Consider the following 18,739-nt stretch of genomic DNA (forward strand, 5'->3'; position numbering starts at 1 on the left):
ATAGGCTCGGTTCAAACGATAAGTTTGAACCGAGTTTTTTTGTTGCGTTGGAGCATCTATGTACTCAGTAAGTTAATGGAATCGAGAGAATAAATTCAGTTCCTTCTCCTGATTTACTTCGTACATTTACATCACCGTTCATCGAACGGATCAGTTGATAAGAAAGCGTAAGACCCAATCCGGTACCTTTGCTTTTAGTTGAAAAATAAATGCTTCCCAGTCGATCCATCTGCTCGCTGCTCATACCAACCCCATTATCCATTATTATTATTTTTGCGAATTGGGATTGACGCTCGATACGGATGCTCACAATACCTGATGAATGAACAGTGCAAGCTTCTATCGCGTTTTTGATGAAATTTATGAATAGTTGTTTGATTTCAGTAGGATTTGCAGATACATATAGTTTATCCTCCAAGGGGTGCATCTCCAAAGTAACGTTATTCATATTGGCGTACGGCGTTATGATATCTACAATTGAGCAGATTTGCTGCACAAGTTCAATTTTCTCTACTATTGAATGATTGGGTTTGGCTATCGATAAATATTCAGAAAGAATAACTTCTGTCCGCTTAATCTCTTCAAGGCAAATTTCAATATATTTCTGACTCTTTTCTCTTGTAATCGAATCATCCTTCAATAATTTTAAGAATCCCATAACCGCTGTAAGTGGATTACGGACTTCATGGGCTAGAGAGGCTGCGACATGAGCAATCGTTTCCGATTTTTCACTTTGAAGATACCTGAGATATAATTCCTTATCAGAAACTGCTTTATTAAAAAGGGAAATCAATATCCATATTCCGAGGAAATTTTGTACTGGCATAACGAGGATATTGAACTTTAAATGCTGTATCGTGTATTGGTATTCCGTTGCAAACATAGTACCTATTGGAATAATGGAAAAGCATATCCCTGCAATGAGTGTAATAAGCTTTCGGTACTCGGAACTGCGACGGTATAGATTGGATAACAATGCGGATAAGGAGAAAGTGATGGAGAGAATAATTATCGCTGAAAATAGTCCCTGTCCACCTATAAGGAGGCGGTATACTAGAAACTCAACGATAAGAAAAACTCCAGTAGTTATGCCTCCATACACCATTCCGAAAAACATGATCACGTAACGAATGTCGAATATGATTCCATCTTGTATACTAGCAGGAAAGGTCATCGACATAAAAAGACATATCATGCAGGTGATCGTGATAAATTGTTTTGAATAGTTAACGGCTTTGTCACGATAGTAAATGGTATAAAGGACAAAAGGGGTTAGGGCAAACAATAATTGCAGTAAAATATCCTTTACATCCAGCATATTAGCCCTCCCGATAGTTTAGAAAGAATTTGATATACTGTTTATTCGTTGTGACTATGAATTCCTCCTTCTGAGGGAGCGGTGTAAAGGCACTAAAAATAACTATTGAGAAGAAAGTTACATATACAGGAAGAATTATACTGTGCGTGCGAAACCTGTCGTTTAATCATTTCAAATAAAAAGGCTGAAGAACAACTTTTAATAATTAAAAGTTGTTCTTCAGCCTTTATTTGATCATTTCATCTGAGTTTACTCAATCTTAGATATCCCACCACTGATCAGATTCACCTTGATATCAATCTTTTCGATGCTGCTTGAATCGAGCGGTAAGATTCCTTTATCATTCAGTTTGTTCCACTCTTTTGGAAGATTACGATAGAATATGCCTGAGAGTCCATATACATCGGCATTTATTTCTAAACCTTTCAAGTAAGTTTCCCTAATCTGATCATCAATTACTTTTATCGCTTTCAGTTCAATATCTTTTCGATTAAGGATTGCGCTCAATTCCGGAAGAGTGCCCTGCATAGACACTTTAATATCGAAGATAGGTTTGCCATGCTTCATCTTGGGTTGAATAGAGAATTTAACTTTGTTCATGACGATCACAGCAAGTACTTCTTTGTCATCTTTGATTATCAGAGGCGTTCGTTGCGTCTTTTTTTCCAGCCATCGAACCCCTAATATCTCTTTAGACTTCAGGCAACCACGAAATTGCTCATTTTGCAGAAAGCAGATCCCCGACATGCTAATGTTAGGGGAAGGTTCCTTATTACTGGTCCAGTCTGGCGCAACTTCAAGAAAAGGTAATCGAACCGTTTCGGCTTTCTCTCTCCATTTCCATATAAACTTGTACAGATACAATGGAGCGATAACCGAGCTCTGTTCATAAGTTCGCATGGGACTGTTAAGCTGCGAGTAGATCACTGACAGATCGGCGATCGACGGGGTATTCAGCACTTCTTCCATGGGTTCGTTGGTTGCCATGGTCCAAACGGTATATCGAAATTCATAATATCGATCCCAAACGTCCAATACTTGATTGATGACGCTACCCTTCTTTAGCGCTGCTTCACTAAATACGATTGTTTTCACATTACTCCAGATAATTCTTTGTGGACTAGTGGCATATAAATTAAATATTGCCGCATCAAACGAATCTCCTTCTGCTTTCCCTATGAAAGTTTTTTGTTCCTGGCTCTGCCCGGCCTCTTTTTTCGCAATGCCACTAAAGTTAACCATTTGAATATAAACAACGACTTTGTTATCTACATAATCGACGCCTAATGTATTCACATAGATCATATGCTCAATTTCTTTTGATCCCCAACAACCTGTAAGCAGCATGGAGAGCAGAGCAGTAACAAGCATGCACCGGATCAATTTCATGATCGATCTCGTCCTTTATTTCCCGTATTGTCCGTGAACTTTCCCTTTCCCCACGGCATTCTGAAAATAACTTTATAAAAATCCTTCCATTGAGGCGGGGATAGAGGGGAAAGATAGTAGGTGCCGAAAGAACGTAAATTGACCATAAAGAGGATCAGTGCAAGCAGACATGTCATCGTACCAAACAACCCCAGAAACCCGCTAATGATGAGAATAGCAATTCGAAGCAAGCTAACAACGCTAACTAATGACTGGTTGACCAATGTAAAGGTTGCCAATACTGAAATGGCTATAACTACAATCGTACCTGGACCTGCAATGCCGGCGCTTATGGCTGCCTGACCGATAATTAAACCACCAACTACCGATAAGGTCTGGCCATAAGCAGTAGGTAATCTCATCCCTGCTTCCCGAAAAATCTCAAACAAAATGAGCATCACAATCGCCTCCAAGGGAGCCGGAAGAGGCACGCCTTGTCTAGAATTTACTAACGTTGCAAGCAGCGTAAAGGGGATTTGATCTTGATGAAACGTAGTAAGCGCGATCCAAAAGCCCGGCAAAAACAAGGAAAGCATAACCCCTAGGACTCTTAATAACCTAGTAAAAGCAACAAAGATATTTACCATATGTGCATCTTCCGAAGTATTCAACAAGAAGCTAAAGCTCACTGGCGCTATAATCACAGTAGGCGAACCATTTGTCAAAAGCACAAATTTGCCATGAAGCAGTGAATTCGCAGCATAGTCAGGTCTGCCCGTATATGCGAATAATGGAAAAAATGAAAACCCAGTCAGACTTTCTTCAAGCTGGGTGCTACTCACCAATCCCTGGATTTGAATGCCGGTTAGTTTTGACTTGATCTCATCTAGTACATGAGGTTTAATCGTCTCCTTGAGATATAAAAGATGAACTTCAGTCGCGGTTTGTATTCCAATACTGAATTGTTCAACAGCCAATAATTCTGTCTTAAGTCTTTTTCGAATAAGGGCAATATTGGTAAATGATTCTTCCGTAAAACCATCCTTAGGCCCTCTTGTGGACACTTCTGTATTGGGTTCTTCAGGTTGCCGTTTAGGTGGATCAGCCAATTTCACAACATAGTATTGATTCGATGGCGTAAAAAGAAGGAAAAGATCACCATTAAGCACAGTATCAATCATTGAAGCATTAATCTCTTTTGATGGAAGGGGGGTCATGTGAAACGGAACCTTTTGCATAAGATCGAGTTCATTCGATGTGAGAATAGATTCCGGGATTTTTTTTAATTCCGGGATGATATATTCTTCCACTTTGATTTCATCGCACAACCCCTTGCAATACACCATTTGAACGGCATTGTCCGAGTCAGATAAAGAGATAGTTAGTCTCTTAATGTCTGAACTTGAACCAAATACTCGTGTGAACACATCCTCGAACGTATTGGATTCCTTTTGCTCAGGCTCTTTCATGATGTTGCTTTCCCCTTTCGTTGAGCCAAGCTAATCAGCCCTGCAATAATTACAGAAAAAGCGAGTACCCCCCATAAAGAAAAGGGAAGTACATAGTGAGCTAACATACTCAGAAAAAATTGGTCACTAAATGGAATGGCTGTGAACACTACAATAGCAAAAGATATGCTTCCAAGAACCAACATTTTCACTTTTTTGCTTTGAATTTGGAGTATATCGAGAATTAGAAACATTGTTAGAGAAATTCTCAGAAAAGCACCACTGAACCATTGATAAACGCTAAAAAAATCTAGATGCTCGATGTATCGTCCAATCGTCAGCAATCTCCATTCTTCATACGCGGGAAATCTGAGTTTATCAGCCTCATCCGGACCAAATTCAACAATTGCACCAATTATCGGACCCATGGTTAGACCTAAGATAAGCAGGATCATGATCATAAACGATAGATATGACAATCGCGATTTGATGTGATGTTGCATAAAGAAAAGCATGATGACCTCAACAAAACCTGCTCCTACGTACACGCTCCCTTTCCAAACGGGCTGCATACCGTGCTCAAGCATCGGTCTTAATAAGGAATAATCTTTATGAGTTGTATTAGAGAACATTATAAAAAAACCCAATATAACAACAAAAGGCAGCAAAATTGCAGCGGTATTCGCGAGGGAGTGAATACCTAAATAAGCATTTATCACAGAAATCAAAAGTAATACGAACGTAAGGACCAGTATAGGTGTCTCTGGTGAGAAGGTCAGATGCACCCAGTATACAGTGTCTCTAGTTGTAATCATGCATAAGATAAACAAATATACACTAGCGACTACCGCAAGAATACGGCTCACGATAGGAGGGTAAGCTTTAGCCAGCCAAGCGAAAAGATGCTGTTTTTTGATTTTGGTAGTACTAATGTGCAGGATAAAGATCCAAACTAGCGCACAAGCCCCAGCAAGCAGCACTGAGATCCAGGCGTCACGTTTTGCCGCGTCCAATAGGATGGGGATGATAATGACATGATTTAGAAGGCCTGTACTCAGCATAATAATCATGATGGATTGAATAAACGTAATATTTGTTTTGATTTTCCTCATCCTCCTAAATAAACCGGACCCACCGTCTACCTTATAATGCCATTCTTGGAGGTGATTTATTCTGAGAATTGAGCAGTGCAAAACGTAAAGAGCCGAGCGGATATCCGCTCGGCTCAAAGTGTTATTATTTAGCGCTCCATAAGGCAACACGATCCTGCACATATTTGGTGTAGCCTTTTTCCATTTTTTCTACTCCGGCTTTCTCCAAAGCTGCCATGTAGTCAGCCCAGATTTTATCGAAATCTGCTGGTTTGGCAAGAATGGCTTCCGGAATACGTTTCCATGTAATATCTCTCATTTTGTTACCTAAAATGGTGACCTCATCTTCACCTGGAATCGCGATATTCCACGCTGCACCATAGGCCTTTTCAGTGAATTCTTCTTCTTTCGGGAATAGATCCTTCCAAGTGGTGGCCTTGTAGGCAGCTAAAGTTTCTTTCTCAATATCGCTATACCCAAGTACAAGTTGTTCCGGGAAGTTTTTAGTGTAATAATTTCCACTTGCATCTTTAGCGCCGTCTCCGTAATGAACCATCATATTCCAGTAGAAGCCAATTCCTGTTTCCTTGGTGAAGGCTGTGTTGTCATTGTTGATGCGATCTTGTACATCTGTCGGAACGATCCGTTTGCCGTTCTCTACCACGTAATGCTTACCTTCAATTCCCCAGTTATTCAAGATTTGTCCTTCGTCAGAAGCGAGAAAATCCAGGAACTTAATTGTACGAATCGGATCCGGATTTGTGCTGGAGATCGAGATGCCATAACCACCCATGAAGCCGGTAGGCCAGAAGCTAGTTTCCTTGTATTCTTTCGTTAATGTTACCGGATAATGACCATAAGTTTGATCGAACTTTCCTGCCGTTTTCAACGCTTGTTGAGCATCATTATAATCCCAATCTTGATCAATCAAGCCAAGCACACGTCCTGTGGCTACTTTAGCTTTGTACTGGTCATACTTTTGCACGAAGCTCTCTTTGTCTAGCAATCCGATATCATTCATATGATTCAGCCAGCGGAAATACTCTTTCTCCTCCGGACGGCGAAAGTGGTAGATCGCCTCATGTGTCTGTTGATCTACGTAATATTCCCCGTCATCCGAACCGCCTGTCGTTGCAACAGCAGGGTTAGTGACAGAAATGTACATATGCCAATCATCCGCGTTCAGGGAGACTCCGATGTTCTTGTTGCCGTTCTCATCAGTTGGATGTTTCTCAAGATAGGCTTTAATTACATTCTCATAATCGGTGACTGTTCTGATTTCAGGGTATCCGGCTTCCTTCAAGACGCGATGTTGAAGCTCAAATCCACCGCCAGCCACGAATTTCTTCTCATCAACCGCTGCCCAGGTAGGAATGGCATAAATCGATTGGTCTTCATTTGTGTATTTTGCCCGGGCAAGGTTGTCACCAAGCACACGTTTAATATTTGGTGCATACTTGTCGATTAACTCCGTTAAATCGATGACTGCTCCAGCATCTACAAGTTTACCGATATCAGCTTTGGCAGAGATGATATCCGGATAATCACCACCAGCAGCGATTAAGGCGATTTTTTGTTGTGGATCACCTACCGCAAATTCCGCATCGAGTGTGACGCCTGTTTTCTCTGTAACCACTTTACTGATGTCGTCTTTCATATTATTCCAGTTCGGATTTGGATCTTCAGCGAAGAAGGAGAGTGTAAGCGGGCTTAAATCTTCGGCTTGTGCAGTTGCTTCCGCGGTAGCCTCTGCAGTGGCACTAACTTCATTCGTTGGTTTAGTTCCTTCGTTGTTATCAGCCGTTTTGTTGCTTGATCCGCTACAACCTGCCAGCACACTAATTAGTAAAGTCAAGACCATCAACATCACATGCGATTTTACTGTATTTCTTGTCATGAATAGAAACCCTCCCTTTTTCTGGTCAAAAAATGTATTGTGTATACAGGCTGAGCCTGCTTATACCATTAGCGTACTAACTCTTTACTGAACCCAAAGTCATACCTTTAACAAAGTAGCGCTGCAAAAACGGATAGACGATTAGAATAGGCACAGTGACTACGATCGTGATTGCCATTTTGACTGATTCCGGAGAAATTTGTGCCATAACCTCTGTCATATTGCGACCTCGGAAATTGTCCGCATTAGTTGTCGTACTCTGTATGACCTTCATTAGCTCGAACTGAAGAGTAGTCAACGCATCCTTGGAACCATTGTAAAGATAAGTATCAAGCCATGAATTCCATTGGCCAACGGCGAGGAAGAGAGCGATGGTTGCCAGCGCAGGTTTGGTCAGTGGAAGAACAACCCGCCAATAAATCGTGAAGTCATTAGCACCGTCCAACTTAGCGGATTCCTGCAGTGCATAGGGCAAGCCATCGATAAAGGAACGGATGACAAATACATTAAATGCGCTGACTAGACCGGGGAGGACATACACGCCAAAGGTTCCTATCATATGAAGATCTTTAATCAGGATGTAGCCAGGGATGAGACCACCTGAGACATACATCGTAAGCGCGAGAAATGTAGAGACGAATTTTCGGGCTTGGAAGTCTACCCGACTCAGAGTGAAAGCTAACATTGAGGCACTGACCAACCCAAGAATCGTGCCAATCACCGTACGTAATATAGAGATTTTGAGTCCGGTCATCAGCCCGGAATAGGCGAAGATCGTCTCATAGTTCTTAATAGTGAAGACGCGTGGATATATCGTAATTCCACCCTTAATGCTGTCTGTGGAGTCGTTAAAGGAAATTGCCAACACATTCAGAAAAGGATATAGCGTAACTATGGTCACTACAGTGATCGCAATATAGACTACCAGATCGAAGATGCGGTCCGACCATGACACGGCGGCCAGTTTTTTACTTAGCATAAGGGCCTCCTATATGATGCTTTCTTTTGTTATTTTTTTGAATATCCCGTTGGCGACAAACAGCAGAATCACACTTACCACAGAATTGAAGATATTAATGGCTGTACCGAAGGAGAAGCGGCCCATGCCTAGCCCGTAGTTCAATGCGTAGAGATCCAGCGTCTGTGAGTAGTCGCGCACCAGGTTATTGCCAAGCAGGAACTGCTTCTCGAACCCAATGCTAATTAAATGCCCGATGGAAATAATGAGCAGAATAATGATGGTTGTCTGAATACCTGGAAGTGTAATGTTTCGTACTTGCTGCAGGCGACTTGCACCGTCTACTCTTGCTGCTTCATAAAGCTCTGGACCTATACCTGAGATAGCTGCAAGGTAAATGATTGTGTTCCACCCCGTTTCCTTCCAAACATCAGAAGCTGTGACGATCCCCCAGAATAAATGACCTTTAGCCATGAATTGTATAGGTTCACTAATTAGATGAAGACTTAGCAGCAGGTCGTTTACCGCACCGTTATCGGTAGAGAGCATCTTGGTAATAATTCCGGCAGCAACCACCCAAGATACGAAGTGGGGGAGATAGGAGACCGTCTGTACAAACCGTTTCAGAAACTGAAGCCGTAGCTCGTTCAGAAGGATAGCAAAAATGATGGGAATAATGAATCCAGCCAACAAGCCCATGATGCTCATAGCGAGTGTATTGCGAAGTGCATTAAAGAATTGATCATCTTGAAAAAGCTCTCTGAAGTACTGTAAGCCGACCCATTTTTGATCGAAAAAGGATTTCCCGGGTTTGTATTTCTGAAAAGCCATCGTCCAGCCCCATAAAGGCAAATAATTAAATACAAATGCCCAGAGCACAAATGGGATGGCCATCATATAGAGGTATTTCTGCTGTATAAAAGTTGGCCAAAAGCGTGAAGCAGGCTTCTTCAGCTCCGGTTGAGCTTTTGAGGTAATCGCTTTCATTTATGTCCCTCCTTCGATATGCCATAATCATAATCTACAGAAAGTGAAAGAAACACCCGAATATTTTATATAAAAAACAGGGGTATATCTGTTATTTTCGTAAGCGTTTTCTGAAAAATGTTGAGTCTCTTTTAATTCTTTCTGCGGTAGTCGGAGGGAGAGACACCTTCATGCTTCTTAAATTTTTCACGAAAATAATCTACATCACTGATGCCCACTTCGTTTGCAACCTGATGGATTTTGTAGCCTTGAGTAAGCAGTTCCTTGGCCTTCTCCATGCGGACATTATCTAGATAGCTGTTAAAAGAATACCCCGTGCTGTTCTTAAAAAGCTTCCCTAGATAAGCGCTACTATAACTAAATACATCCGCTAGCGTGTCGAGCTTAAGATTCTTATTATAATGTCGATGGATGAGATCCAGCATCCGCTTTAGGAAGACCTCCATATCGTCGCGGGTAATGCCTTTTGCATAATACTCAAGAAGAGTGGAGGCATAGCGCTGCAATTGAGGCAGAGAGGTATGTTTATAGATTTGTTCAATTTGCTCATCCATGTTGCTGTGCATAGGACTCAGCTCCTTATATTGAAACGAGAGTTTGTTAAGTAGATAAGAGACGATACGCACATAACGCGATTTCACGGCCATCTCGGAATAATCGGCGGTAATCATAAGTTCTCCAGCTTCTTGAATCAGGGTGAAGAGTAACGAGCAATTGCCGGTATCCATACAAAAAAACATCCGTTCTAGAACGGACTCCAGCCTGTTCTCTATTTCCTCTGAACTAACTGTCAGCCCATTCTTTATTTTCATGGAATCCGGTCCAATCATCCCCGTCTCGTCATAGAAGAAATGCTCTTTCATCCTTGCCAGCGCCGATAGGTGGGAGACAGAGATATCCTCCAGAGAGTTCACCATATCACCTGCGGTGATGATACATTCAAGTTCATGGTCAGATACTACTTTCTGTATATTCTGGACCATTAACTTATGTACAAGTTCTTTCTGAAATGAGGGCTGAAGCAGAACCCCCAAATAAGAATCTAGCAAGAATACTATGCCCCAGTCATTTTCTTCAAAGCTTTTTGCAAGTCTCGCCTTTACGACTGTTGAAGGTCCATGATCAGCATTGTCCTGAAGTATCAGCCTAATCAGAACCACTTGATAGGAATCCCATAGTAGTTCTGCTTCAAGAATGATTGAATCCATTATTGACGGAGTCTGCGCACTTCGATCCATTAACAAGGATTGAACTAGCATTTCCCGGTTCCATACTTTGACTGCGGCCTGTTTCTTACGATCAGTAATACGTGCATCCAGCTCAATGGACAGATTCTCCAAGTATAGCTGTAGTTCATTTTCATCTACAGGCTTGAGCAAATAGGTATCAATGCCAAAGGATAACGCTCGCTTAGCATAGTTAAAATCCGCATAGCCACTGAGGATGATGATGTGCATTTCCGGATCAAGTGCTCTCAGTTCTTCAACAAGCTCTAGACCATCTCTACCGGGCATACGAATATCTACGATCATTAAATCAGGGGAGTAAAGTTTATATTTATGTTTAGCCTCAATGGCATTTGCGGCGGAATCGATGACTTGATATCCAAGACTCTCCCAGTCTAGCAGAGCAACTAGTCCTTCACGGATCACCAGCTCATCATCCACTATCAACACGCTATACATAAGAATCACTCCTTAATGGAATCGCAAAGCTGATTTGCGTTCCGAATCCGATTTGACTTGCTAAGGTCAGCCCAAATTGTGGACCGTAGGTCAGCTGCAGTCGCAAATGAATATTGCGCATCCCAATATTATTAGTTTCATAGTCATCATTGTTATTCAACATCTTCCTAATTTCTTGTATCCGTGTTTTTGAAATACCCACTCCATTGTCAGATACCTGAACCTTTAGATAACTGTCTTCTAAGCGGATTTCCACCCGGACCATGCCGCCTTCAATTCGATTCTCCAATCCGTGGATGACACAATTCTCTACCAGGGGCTGAATAATTAAAGGGGGAATTTGAAAAGGATTCGCCTTTGGGTCCACAAGTAGCTCATAAGTGAGTCTGTCATCATAGCGGAATTTTTGGATGACTAGGTAACTGTTTACGGTTTCTAGCTCACTTTGCAGACTGATCATCCCATTGCCGACCTCAAGGTTTTTACGCATCATTTTTCCCAGCAGTCGAACGACTTGAGAAATATCCGCTTGTCCTCTGACAAGAGCTTTCATGCGGATTGATTCTAGGGCATTGAAGAGGAAGTGAGGATTGATCTGGCTGGCCATCATCTTGAATTTAATTTCATTTTGCTTAAGCTGAGTCGCATTTTTCTGTCGATTGGATTCTTGTACCTCACTCATTAGTTCATTAATGTTCCGAACCATATGATTGAATTGTCTGGCAAGCTGACCGATTTCATCTTTACCGTCAATAACAAGCGTGGCTCCTAAATTTCCCGCAGCGACCTTAGAAATATGTTTGCTCAAATGTAGCATCCTTCCGGTGAGTAGCCGCGAGACATAGTAAATCAACAGAATAGCCATAATCATTGCCGAAAGAATTACAATTGAAGCTAGAAAGATAATTCGGTTGGGCTCATCGACGATGCTTGCTACAGAAAAAATGGAAATGATACGCAGGCTATTCAAGCTTCCTCCAGGTTGCCAGTGATCGATCACCATTTTGAAGGGTTTACCATCAATGGTTACATCGTGGGGACCTTGCCCTGTAGCGGATAAGGTTGCTAGGTCAATATTCGACAGTGATTTATCTTGTGTATCTACACGATTTGAGGCGACAATATTGTCGTTCTCATCCATAATAAGAGTTTCAAAAGATTCTTGGTTGAGGATCGCATTGAGCTTTTTGGTATTCACATTCACGACTAGCACACCGGTGGTTCTCGCCTTAAAAAAATTGACCTTTCGGATTAGACTTAAATAATATTGTCCATTACGGTTGTCTCGAATGTAGTTCCAGCAGACCAGTCCCCTTTGGGCTAGTGCGGTTTGGTACCATTGTTCCTGCGTAACACTCTCATTCGTCTGTAGAAACTCCCAGTTGTTGAGAACCGTTGGATTATCGATATATAAGCGGATACTGGAAACTTCGTTGTATAGTCGAACAAAATCACGGAAATCAGGATAGTTCCAGTAAGCTTCAACAACATCATAGACAGACTCATAACGATGATTGGCAACCTCTTCAAGCCGGCTATCATTCGATAGTCGATAAGCAATATCAAGCGGGATGTTGAGCATTTCGCCAGTCCGTTTTTTCACTCGATCCACGTTGGCTGTAATCTGCTCAAGCGCATTAGCCATTGCCATATTCCGTAGTTCATTTGTAAGGAACAGCCCTACAATTAAGACCGGGATTAGAACGACACAGCCAAATGATAGAAATAACTTCGTTCTGAGTCTTAGATTATTCATAAGAGTGATGATACGAGCATACACGACTAAGGGCCACCTCCTGCACCGGAATGTTAACGCTTACATAAAAGTATATCGTTTAACGAACTTCCATTATATGTGATCATTTAGGGATTTATTGTCTTCTGTTATGGAGTTTTGGAAAGAGGAAATATTATATAAAAATCTACAAAAAAATAGAAAACCACTGATCTAGTCAACTAGATCAGTGGTTTTTTTATCCAATTGAATGGTCTCGATTTTCTTTACCGAAGAATAATTCTTAAACCAGAATGCGGACCCTTATGGGGATTTGGTTTGAATGACAGACTCATTCTTTAAAATAGGGTGTAATCCCTTTTGAATATAGGTTCTCTACTAACTTGAAAAATTCTTCTGACGATAAATCCTTTTGACGCTGGAGCCAAAGACGAAATAAAGAAAGGGCAGTTGTCAGGTAAAACTCAATGAAGTATGGCGTTAAGGATTGGTTTTGCGGAACGTTTAATTCTAATTGATTCAAAGTGATTTCTTTTTTTAAGCGTTTTAAAAAACGGGCACTTCCATAATCACCCAAAAGGGCATTAAGAACCAGGAGATGTTCTTTTTTATCCAGACAATAGAGCGTGTCTTGAACCGTATCCAACGATAGCTCTTTATTTGCCAATTCTTTTTTCATTTCATTCAATAGGTCATTTTCAACAGAGTCTAACAATTCGTAAATGTCAGTAAAGTATTGATAAAAGGTGCTGCGGTTATATCCTGACTTATTCGAAATTTCCTGAATCGAAATTTTCTCAATCGGCTTTTGGCTATATAACTCACAAAAAACTTCTACAAACTTTTGTTTTGTTTTCTCCGTTATTTGGGGTTGCTTTTTCATGTTTCCCTCCTATTAGTGAATAAGAATATCATCCGACAAATCATAAAAAACTGATGGTTGATCAAGGAATAATGAAGATTTATAATCACATCATACAACACGTTGTCGGATATTCCAAAGGGAATATTAATAAGTAGGGGTGGTTTATATGTCAGCAAAACAAGATAGAATTTTAATTTTTGGTGCAGGTGTCATCGGGAGCATGTACGCAATTAAGCTTATTGAAGCAGGGTTTGACGTTAGCCTGTTTGCACATTCGAATAGATATAAATCATTAAGAGAAAATGGCCTGCAGTATATAGAAAAAGGTACAGTTAGATCGATACAAGTGAATGTCATTGATACGCTCGAAAATGACGATGTATACGATTTTATTTTCGTTACCGTTCGTTATGATCGGTCCGAAGCAGCGTTGTTAGCGCTAAAAGATAATCAAAGTAAAAATATAGTTACAATGACTAGTAATTCAATTGGATTTTCTTCGTGGATGGATATCGTAGGGGATAGACTTTTACCAGCTTTTCCCGGCTTCGGCGGACAGATTAAAGACGGAGTATTGCATGCTCGATTTCTACCAAAGTTTATAGCGGCAACTGCATTTGGAGAAATTAATGGTGTAGTGACAGAACGCATAGAAAACCTTGCAATATTATTTAAAACTGCAAAGCTTCCCTACGTTATTAAAAAAGATATGCAAGCGTATCTGATCACGCATTCCGTATCAGACATTGCCATGTTGAGCTTTTTGCATTCTGAGAATAAGATCATTGACAAAAAAACAGCCAGAACTAGAAAGACAGCACGCAAAATAACATTCACTTTAAAAGCGTATCTAAGGGCAACACAAAAAGCTGGCGTTTCAATTGATCCACCAATGCTTAAAATGGTGCTTAAATTTCCAAACTTATTTTTGGACCTTTTCTTTATGACATGGCTACGAACTAAAATGGTTAGGGATATGATGTTGCCGGATTATGCGAATAATGCTAACAATGAGATTGTGCAGCTTAGTAATGATTTAATGAAATTTTTAAGTCAACATGATATCAAATCAGAAATACATGTTCAGTAATTTTTTGGTGAAATATTATAGTATTGTGGAGGGGCTTGTAAGGAACATAATTAAACTGATGTATGACAAGAAAAGGGGGGACGCTAAGTCCTCTTTTTTTGTATGTCCCTTCTTTATATTTCCAATTGTAACCATAAAATAACAATACTTTTTGGGGTAAAACCTTTAATTTGAACAGATTAAATTGTACGTAAGCTATGATAAACTTCTATTTGAAATCGCTTACAATTATATAAATGGAAGGATGTGGTGATCTCGGGAGTTTTACCAAACAACAAAGAAAACCACAGACGATTGCTTGGAATACTAGAGGTCAGTCAAGTAGTATGTAATCAAAAAAAATCTTAGGAGGTAGATTATGTTTAAGATGAATAAGAAAATCTTGACTGTATTATTCGCAGCTACAATGAGCTTTAGCTTGTTTGCAGCAACTACAAATGCGGCGACAGATTATTGGCAAAATTGGACTGATGGTGGAGGAACAGTAAATGCTACGAATGGATCAGGTGGGAATTACAGTGTTACATGGTCAAACACCGGGAACTTTGTTGTCGGTAAAGGCTGGAATACCGGATCACCAACAAGGACAATAAACTACAATGCCGGAGTCTGGGCGCCTTCCGGTAATGGATATTTGACACTCTATGGGTGGACGAGAAACTCACTCATAGAATATTACGTCGTTGATAGCTGGGGCACTTATAGACCTACTGGAACATTTAAAGGTACCGTGACCAGTGATGGTGGCACATATGACATCTATACGACTACCCGAACCAACGCACCTTCTATTGACGGCACTGCAACTTTCACTCAGTTCTGGAGTGTAAGACAGTCGAAGAGAGCAACTGGGAGTAATGTTGCTATCACTTTTAGCAACCACGTTAACGCATGGAAGAAATATGGAATGAATTTGGGAAGTAGTTGGGCTTACCAAGTGTTAGCTACTGAGGGCTATCAAAGTAGTGGGAGCTCTAACGTAACGGTGTGGTAACAGGTAAACTGTAGCCTCTTAATCGATGATAATTCTAAGGACTGCCGGTCTCACCACCGGCGGCCTTATTTATTCCAAAAGAATACTTACATACTACTAAGATCATCGTCACAACTTATTATTTTCCTATCCGTTCAAAGGAGATAAATCAATGAGAAAACTATTGAGTTTCCTATTTATAGCAACAATAGTTGTTATCAGCGCTTGTTCACAAGAAAAGCCTGAAACGAGTAATGACAATGTATTTGTAAAGGGAGGAACTTTTATAAACACAAAGTCCAACTACAATGGTGCAACCCTATCGAACTTTTATATCGGTAAATATGAGGTAACTCAAAAAGAATGGATTGAGGTAATGGAAAGTAATCCTTCAGAATTCAAGGGCGACAATTTGCCGGTTGAAATGGTTAGCTGGTATGACGTTGTTGAGTACTGTAATAAGCGGAGTATAAAAGAGGGTTTAACACCCTATTACAATATAGATATGAATAAAATAGATACAAATAATAAGAGCGAAAACGATAATATAAAATGGACCGTAACGATCAATGAAGGTGCTAATGGTTATCGATTACCGACAGAAGCAGAGTGGGAATATGCTGCAGGTGGAGGTCAATTAAGCAAGAGTTACACCTACAGTGGAAGCAATAATGCAGATGAGGTAGCATGGTATTGGAAAAACGCTGGAGATAAATACTTATCGGGAGAATGGAACTGGCCTATCATTGAAAACAACAATAATAAAACAAAATCTGTTGGTGTCAAACAGCCCAACGAGTTAGGACTTTATGATATGTCAGGGAATGTAAGGGAATGGTGTTGGAACTGGTACGGGGATAGGGGAAGCGATGTCGGATCTTTCCGGGTTGTGAAGGGCGGCGGTTGGATCGGTAACATCACCAACAACGAGATATCTTTTCAAGGCAAGTTCGACGCAAATGGCATGGGACCTGATCAAGGCTTTCGTGTGAGTCGTGGTGAGTAAATGGCGGGAAGGTTATTCTCTTTTAAGTTAAGACTCCATTTCATAAGCAATGATAAAATGATCAAGCCAATAAGCTGCTTCCGGTACTCTACCGGAAGCAGCTTATTTAATTTTCGTTTATTTCCAACTACAAAAGATCTAAACTTTTCACGGTATAAGCTTTAGTTTATACATATGAAAAAAATAGGACAATGATAGAATCTAATTGTTTCCGCTTACATAAATAAATATGGAATAAAAAGGTACCGTTGATGGGGGAACATATGACATATATGAGACTACCAGAGTCAACCAACCTTCAATTAAAGGCACAGCAACCTTTAAACAATATTGGAGTGTCCGGACGACCAAACGTTCAAGCGGAACCATATCTGTTAGTGAACACTTTAAAGCGTGGGAGAGCAGAGGAATGTCAATGGGGAAGATGTATGAAACTTCGCTTACGGTAGAGGGTTATCAAAGTAGTGGAACAGCTACCGTGACTAGCAATACAATTACGATCGGAGGTAGCGGAGGTACGAATCCGACGCCAACGCTTAATCCGACTTCAACGCCAAACCCAACACCAACCTCCACACCAAATCCGGGCACAAGTACAAAAATAGAAGCTGAAAATATGACTAAAAGTGGTCAGTATACCTCCAATATAAGCTCACCATTCTCTGGAGTGGCTTTATACGCCAACAATGATCTAGTGAAATATACACAGAATTTTACGACCGGTACCCATAATTTTTCACTCTGCGGGGCTTCCAATAACTCCAATATGGCGAGGGTCGATTTGAAAATCGGTGGAGTGACCAAGGGCACCTTTTATTTCGGGGGAAGCAGTCCCGCCGTTTATACTCTAAACAATGTCAGTCATGGAACCGGAAATCAAGAGATCCAGCTCGTCGTAACAGCTGATAACGGGACATGGGATGCTTATCTTGATTATCTGGAAATCCAGTAAATATTCCAAACACGGAAATTGGAGCCGGACTGCTTAATGTAGAGACAAAAAGAAAAAAGCAACCCACCAGCCATGACTGGTGGGTTGCTTGCCTTGTTACAACCTATCTCTCAACAACGGTCTCACCTTCAATTAACACAGGCTGATAATAAGTGTTGTTCGGAAGGTCTTTTTTTCCTTGTAGTTTCTTAATGACCCAATCCGCTGCATCGCGTCCCATGGCTTCTTGTGGGTGTGTCAAGGTGGTTAGTTTGATGTTCGCGTTTTTGGCGATATAGGAATTGTCTTGTCCGATAATCGATAATTCCTCCGGAATAGTGATGTCCAGCTGTCTGCAGGCATGGACCACCTCCAACCCAACCTCGTCGTTATAACAAACAATAGCAGTGAGCGTATCTCTATTTTTATTCAGAAAATCCTTCAAGTCTGTAGATAACGTCTGTTTTGTCTCTGTGTTGAATGAAAATATCTGCTCAGGATAAAATCGTAATTTGGATTCTCCGAGTGCCTTAATGTACCCTTTCATCCGATACTTTCCTTGTAAATCATCCATTTTAGCAATGAGCCCTATTTGGGTGTGCCCTTTGGTTATCAACTCTTTTGTTGCCAAATAGCTGGACTGCACGTCATCAAGACAAAGGTACGGCAGTTCTATTTCTTCATAAAAGGCATTAATCATTATAATCGGAATATCCTGTTCCTTAAAAGAAAGGTAGTAAGCAATATTGGGGTTATATAGATTGCTTTTCGTCGGTTCAATAATTAAACCATCTACACCGTAGGACAACATCATTTCCAGGGCCTTTTTTTCTTGAGCAACATCGTTATTTGTACTAGCTAATAGTAGAGAATAATTATCCTCATTTAGCCGGCTCTCGATCCCACGGATAATGGAAGGAAAGATATAGTCGGAAATATAGGTCGTGATTACGCCGATCGTCTTCTTATGGGAACTCCCACCGGTCTTCGAACGATATTGGTTGCTGACATAAGTACCAGACCCTTTTTCGCTTCGGAGGAAGCCTTCGTTGGAAAGTTCTAAAATTGCTTTTCGAACAGTCTGCCGGCTAACTTCGTACATGGACTGCAAGGCAGATTCAGTAGGGATTTGCTCACCAACATTGTAATCTCCCGAAAGAATTTTGCTTTTTATGTCATCTAATATCACTTGATACTTTGGTTTCATGTAATTCCTCTTTCCATTCTTGTTCGCTAAGTTATTCGTATATTCGGTAAATTTGTATGTACAAATTATAGCATGACAACAAAAAAAATAGAAAGGGGCTCTTTTTTTATACAGTTAAATCATTATTATCTCCATATTTGTATGTATATATAACTAATCAATTGACAAATGTACGTACAA

14 protein-coding genes and 1 pseudogene are annotated in these 18,739 nt (G+C 40.6%); 4 read left to right on the forward strand and 11 right to left on the reverse strand.

Annotated features, from left to right (window positions below; all coding sequences use genetic code 11):
- Positions 1 to 64 precede the first annotated feature (64 nt).
- The 10 genes from MKY19_RS14580 to MKY19_RS14625 form a co-directional block, all read right to left on the reverse strand.
- Positions 65 to 1,318 (reverse strand): HAMP domain-containing sensor histidine kinase, encoded by a 1,254-nt coding sequence (locus tag MKY19_RS14580; RefSeq protein ID WP_339803906.1) that lies wholly within the window; start codon positions 1,316 to 1,318, stop codon positions 65 to 67.
- Positions 1,319 to 1,567: 249 nt separating this feature from the next.
- Complete coding sequence (locus tag MKY19_RS14585; protein WP_339271283.1) at positions 1,568 to 2,707, reverse strand: Ger(x)C family spore germination protein; 1,140 nt, start codon at positions 2,705 to 2,707, stop codon at positions 1,568 to 1,570.
- Positions 2,704 to 4,155, reverse strand: coding sequence for a spore germination protein (locus MKY19_RS14590; protein ID WP_339271286.1), 1,452 nt, complete (start codon positions 4,153 to 4,155; stop codon positions 2,704 to 2,706). The genes MKY19_RS14585 and MKY19_RS14590 overlap by 4 nt, the downstream gene beginning before the upstream one ends.
- Positions 4,152 to 5,246: an endospore germination permease gene (locus MKY19_RS14595; RefSeq protein WP_339803908.1), complete on the reverse strand. Its 1,095-nt coding sequence runs from the start codon at positions 5,244 to 5,246 to the stop codon at positions 4,152 to 4,154. The genes MKY19_RS14590 and MKY19_RS14595 overlap by 4 nt, the downstream gene beginning before the upstream one ends.
- 124 nt (positions 5,247 to 5,370) lie before the next feature.
- Positions 5,371 to 7,122 carry an ABC transporter substrate-binding protein gene (locus tag MKY19_RS14600; RefSeq protein WP_339803911.1) on the reverse strand — a complete coding sequence of 584 codons (1,752 nt, stop codon included), beginning with the start codon at positions 7,120 to 7,122 and terminating at the stop codon, positions 5,371 to 5,373.
- 76 nt (positions 7,123 to 7,198) lie between these two features.
- Positions 7,199 to 8,101 carry a carbohydrate ABC transporter permease gene (locus MKY19_RS14605; protein WP_339803914.1) on the reverse strand — a complete coding sequence of 301 codons (903 nt, stop codon included), beginning with the start codon at positions 8,099 to 8,101 and terminating at the stop codon, positions 7,199 to 7,201.
- A 9-nt stretch (positions 8,102 to 8,110) separates the two neighbouring features.
- Positions 8,111 to 9,067: an ABC transporter permease subunit gene (locus MKY19_RS14610; RefSeq protein WP_339803917.1), complete on the reverse strand. Its 957-nt coding sequence runs from the start codon at positions 9,065 to 9,067 to the stop codon at positions 8,111 to 8,113.
- Positions 9,068 to 9,198: 131 nt separating this feature from the next.
- Positions 9,199 to 10,752: a response regulator transcription factor gene (locus MKY19_RS14615; protein WP_339803920.1), complete on the reverse strand. Its 1,554-nt coding sequence runs from the start codon at positions 10,750 to 10,752 to the stop codon at positions 9,199 to 9,201.
- Complete coding sequence (locus MKY19_RS14620; RefSeq protein WP_076301134.1) at positions 10,745 to 12,532, reverse strand: sensor histidine kinase; 1,788 nt, start codon at positions 12,530 to 12,532, stop codon at positions 10,745 to 10,747. Before MKY19_RS14620 ends, MKY19_RS14615 begins: the two co-directional genes overlap by 8 nt.
- A 286-nt stretch (positions 12,533 to 12,818) precedes the next feature.
- Positions 12,819 to 13,370: a TetR/AcrR family transcriptional regulator gene (locus MKY19_RS14625; protein WP_339248192.1), complete on the reverse strand. Its 552-nt coding sequence runs from the start codon at positions 13,368 to 13,370 to the stop codon at positions 12,819 to 12,821.
- 148 nt (positions 13,371 to 13,518) lie between these two features.
- Between MKY19_RS14625 and MKY19_RS14630 the strand changes: the two genes are divergently transcribed.
- From MKY19_RS14630 to MKY19_RS14645, 4 genes and pseudogenes are all read left to right on the forward strand, one after another.
- The gene (locus MKY19_RS14630; protein ID WP_339803923.1) at positions 13,519 to 14,442 is read left to right on the forward strand and encodes a 2-dehydropantoate 2-reductase N-terminal domain-containing protein; all 924 of its coding nucleotides are present in this window, start codon (positions 13,519 to 13,521) and stop codon (positions 14,440 to 14,442) included.
- 358 nt (positions 14,443 to 14,800) lie between these two features.
- Positions 14,801 to 15,436 (forward strand): glycoside hydrolase family 11 protein, encoded by a 636-nt coding sequence (locus MKY19_RS14635; RefSeq protein WP_042188200.1) that lies wholly within the window; start codon positions 14,801 to 14,803, stop codon positions 15,434 to 15,436.
- A 151-nt stretch (positions 15,437 to 15,587) separates the two neighbouring features.
- Positions 15,588 to 16,421: an SUMF1/EgtB/PvdO family nonheme iron enzyme gene (locus MKY19_RS14640; RefSeq protein WP_339803926.1), complete on the forward strand. Its 834-nt coding sequence runs from the start codon at positions 15,588 to 15,590 to the stop codon at positions 16,419 to 16,421.
- A 244-nt stretch (positions 16,422 to 16,665) separates the two neighbouring features.
- Positions 16,666 to 17,373: pseudogene (locus tag MKY19_RS14645) on the forward strand (glycoside hydrolase family 11 protein); the annotation flags it as partial.
- 103 nt (positions 17,374 to 17,476) lie between these two features.
- On the opposite strand, the gene MKY19_RS14650 reads toward MKY19_RS14645, so the two are convergent.
- Positions 17,477 to 18,559, reverse strand: coding sequence for a GntR family transcriptional regulator (locus MKY19_RS14650; RefSeq protein WP_042188207.1), 1,083 nt, complete (start codon positions 18,557 to 18,559; stop codon positions 17,477 to 17,479).
- Positions 18,560 to 18,739: the final 180 nt, after the last annotated feature.

The sequence above is a fragment of the Paenibacillus sp. FSL R5-0744 genome (assembly GCF_037972555.1).
In the GTDB taxonomy this organism is placed as follows: Bacteria; Bacillota; Bacilli; order Paenibacillales; family Paenibacillaceae; genus Paenibacillus_AQ.

Bases quoted from the DNA above. Each gene is read 5' to 3' on its own strand.
- MKY19_RS14630 (WP_339803923.1), top strand. From the start codon at position 13,519: ATGTCAGCAAAACAAGATAGAATTTTAATTTTTGGTGCAGGTGTCATC.
- MKY19_RS14635 (WP_042188200.1), top strand. From the start codon at position 14,801: ATGTTTAAGATGAATAAGAAAATCTTGACTGTATTATTCGCAGCTACA.
- MKY19_RS14640 (WP_339803926.1), top strand. From the start codon at position 15,588: ATGAGAAAACTATTGAGTTTCCTATTTATAGCAACAATAGTTGTTATC.
- MKY19_RS14590 (WP_339271286.1), bottom strand. From the start codon at position 4,155: ATGAAAGAGCCTGAGCAAAAGGAATCCAATACGTTCGAGGATGTGTTC.
- MKY19_RS14580 (WP_339803906.1), bottom strand. From the start codon at position 1,318: ATGCTGGATGTAAAGGATATTTTACTGCAATTATTGTTTGCCCTAACC.
- MKY19_RS14595 (WP_339803908.1), bottom strand. From the start codon at position 5,246: ATGAGGAAAATCAAAACAAATATTACGTTTATTCAATCCATCATGATT.
- MKY19_RS14650 (WP_042188207.1), bottom strand. From the start codon at position 18,559: ATGAAACCAAAGTATCAAGTGATATTAGATGACATAAAAAGCAAAATT.
- MKY19_RS14605 (WP_339803914.1), bottom strand. From the start codon at position 8,101: ATGCTAAGTAAAAAACTGGCCGCCGTGTCATGGTCGGACCGCATCTTC.
- MKY19_RS14625 (WP_339248192.1), bottom strand. From the start codon at position 13,370: ATGAAAAAGCAACCCCAAATAACGGAGAAAACAAAACAAAAGTTTGTA.
- MKY19_RS14585 (WP_339271283.1), bottom strand. From the start codon at position 2,707: ATGAAATTGATCCGGTGCATGCTTGTTACTGCTCTGCTCTCCATGCTG.
- MKY19_RS14610 (WP_339803917.1), bottom strand. From the start codon at position 9,067: ATGAAAGCGATTACCTCAAAAGCTCAACCGGAGCTGAAGAAGCCTGCT.
- MKY19_RS14600 (WP_339803911.1), bottom strand. From the start codon at position 7,122: ATGACAAGAAATACAGTAAAATCGCATGTGATGTTGATGGTCTTGACT.
- MKY19_RS14615 (WP_339803920.1), bottom strand. From the start codon at position 10,752: ATGTATAGCGTGTTGATAGTGGATGATGAGCTGGTGATCCGTGAAGGA.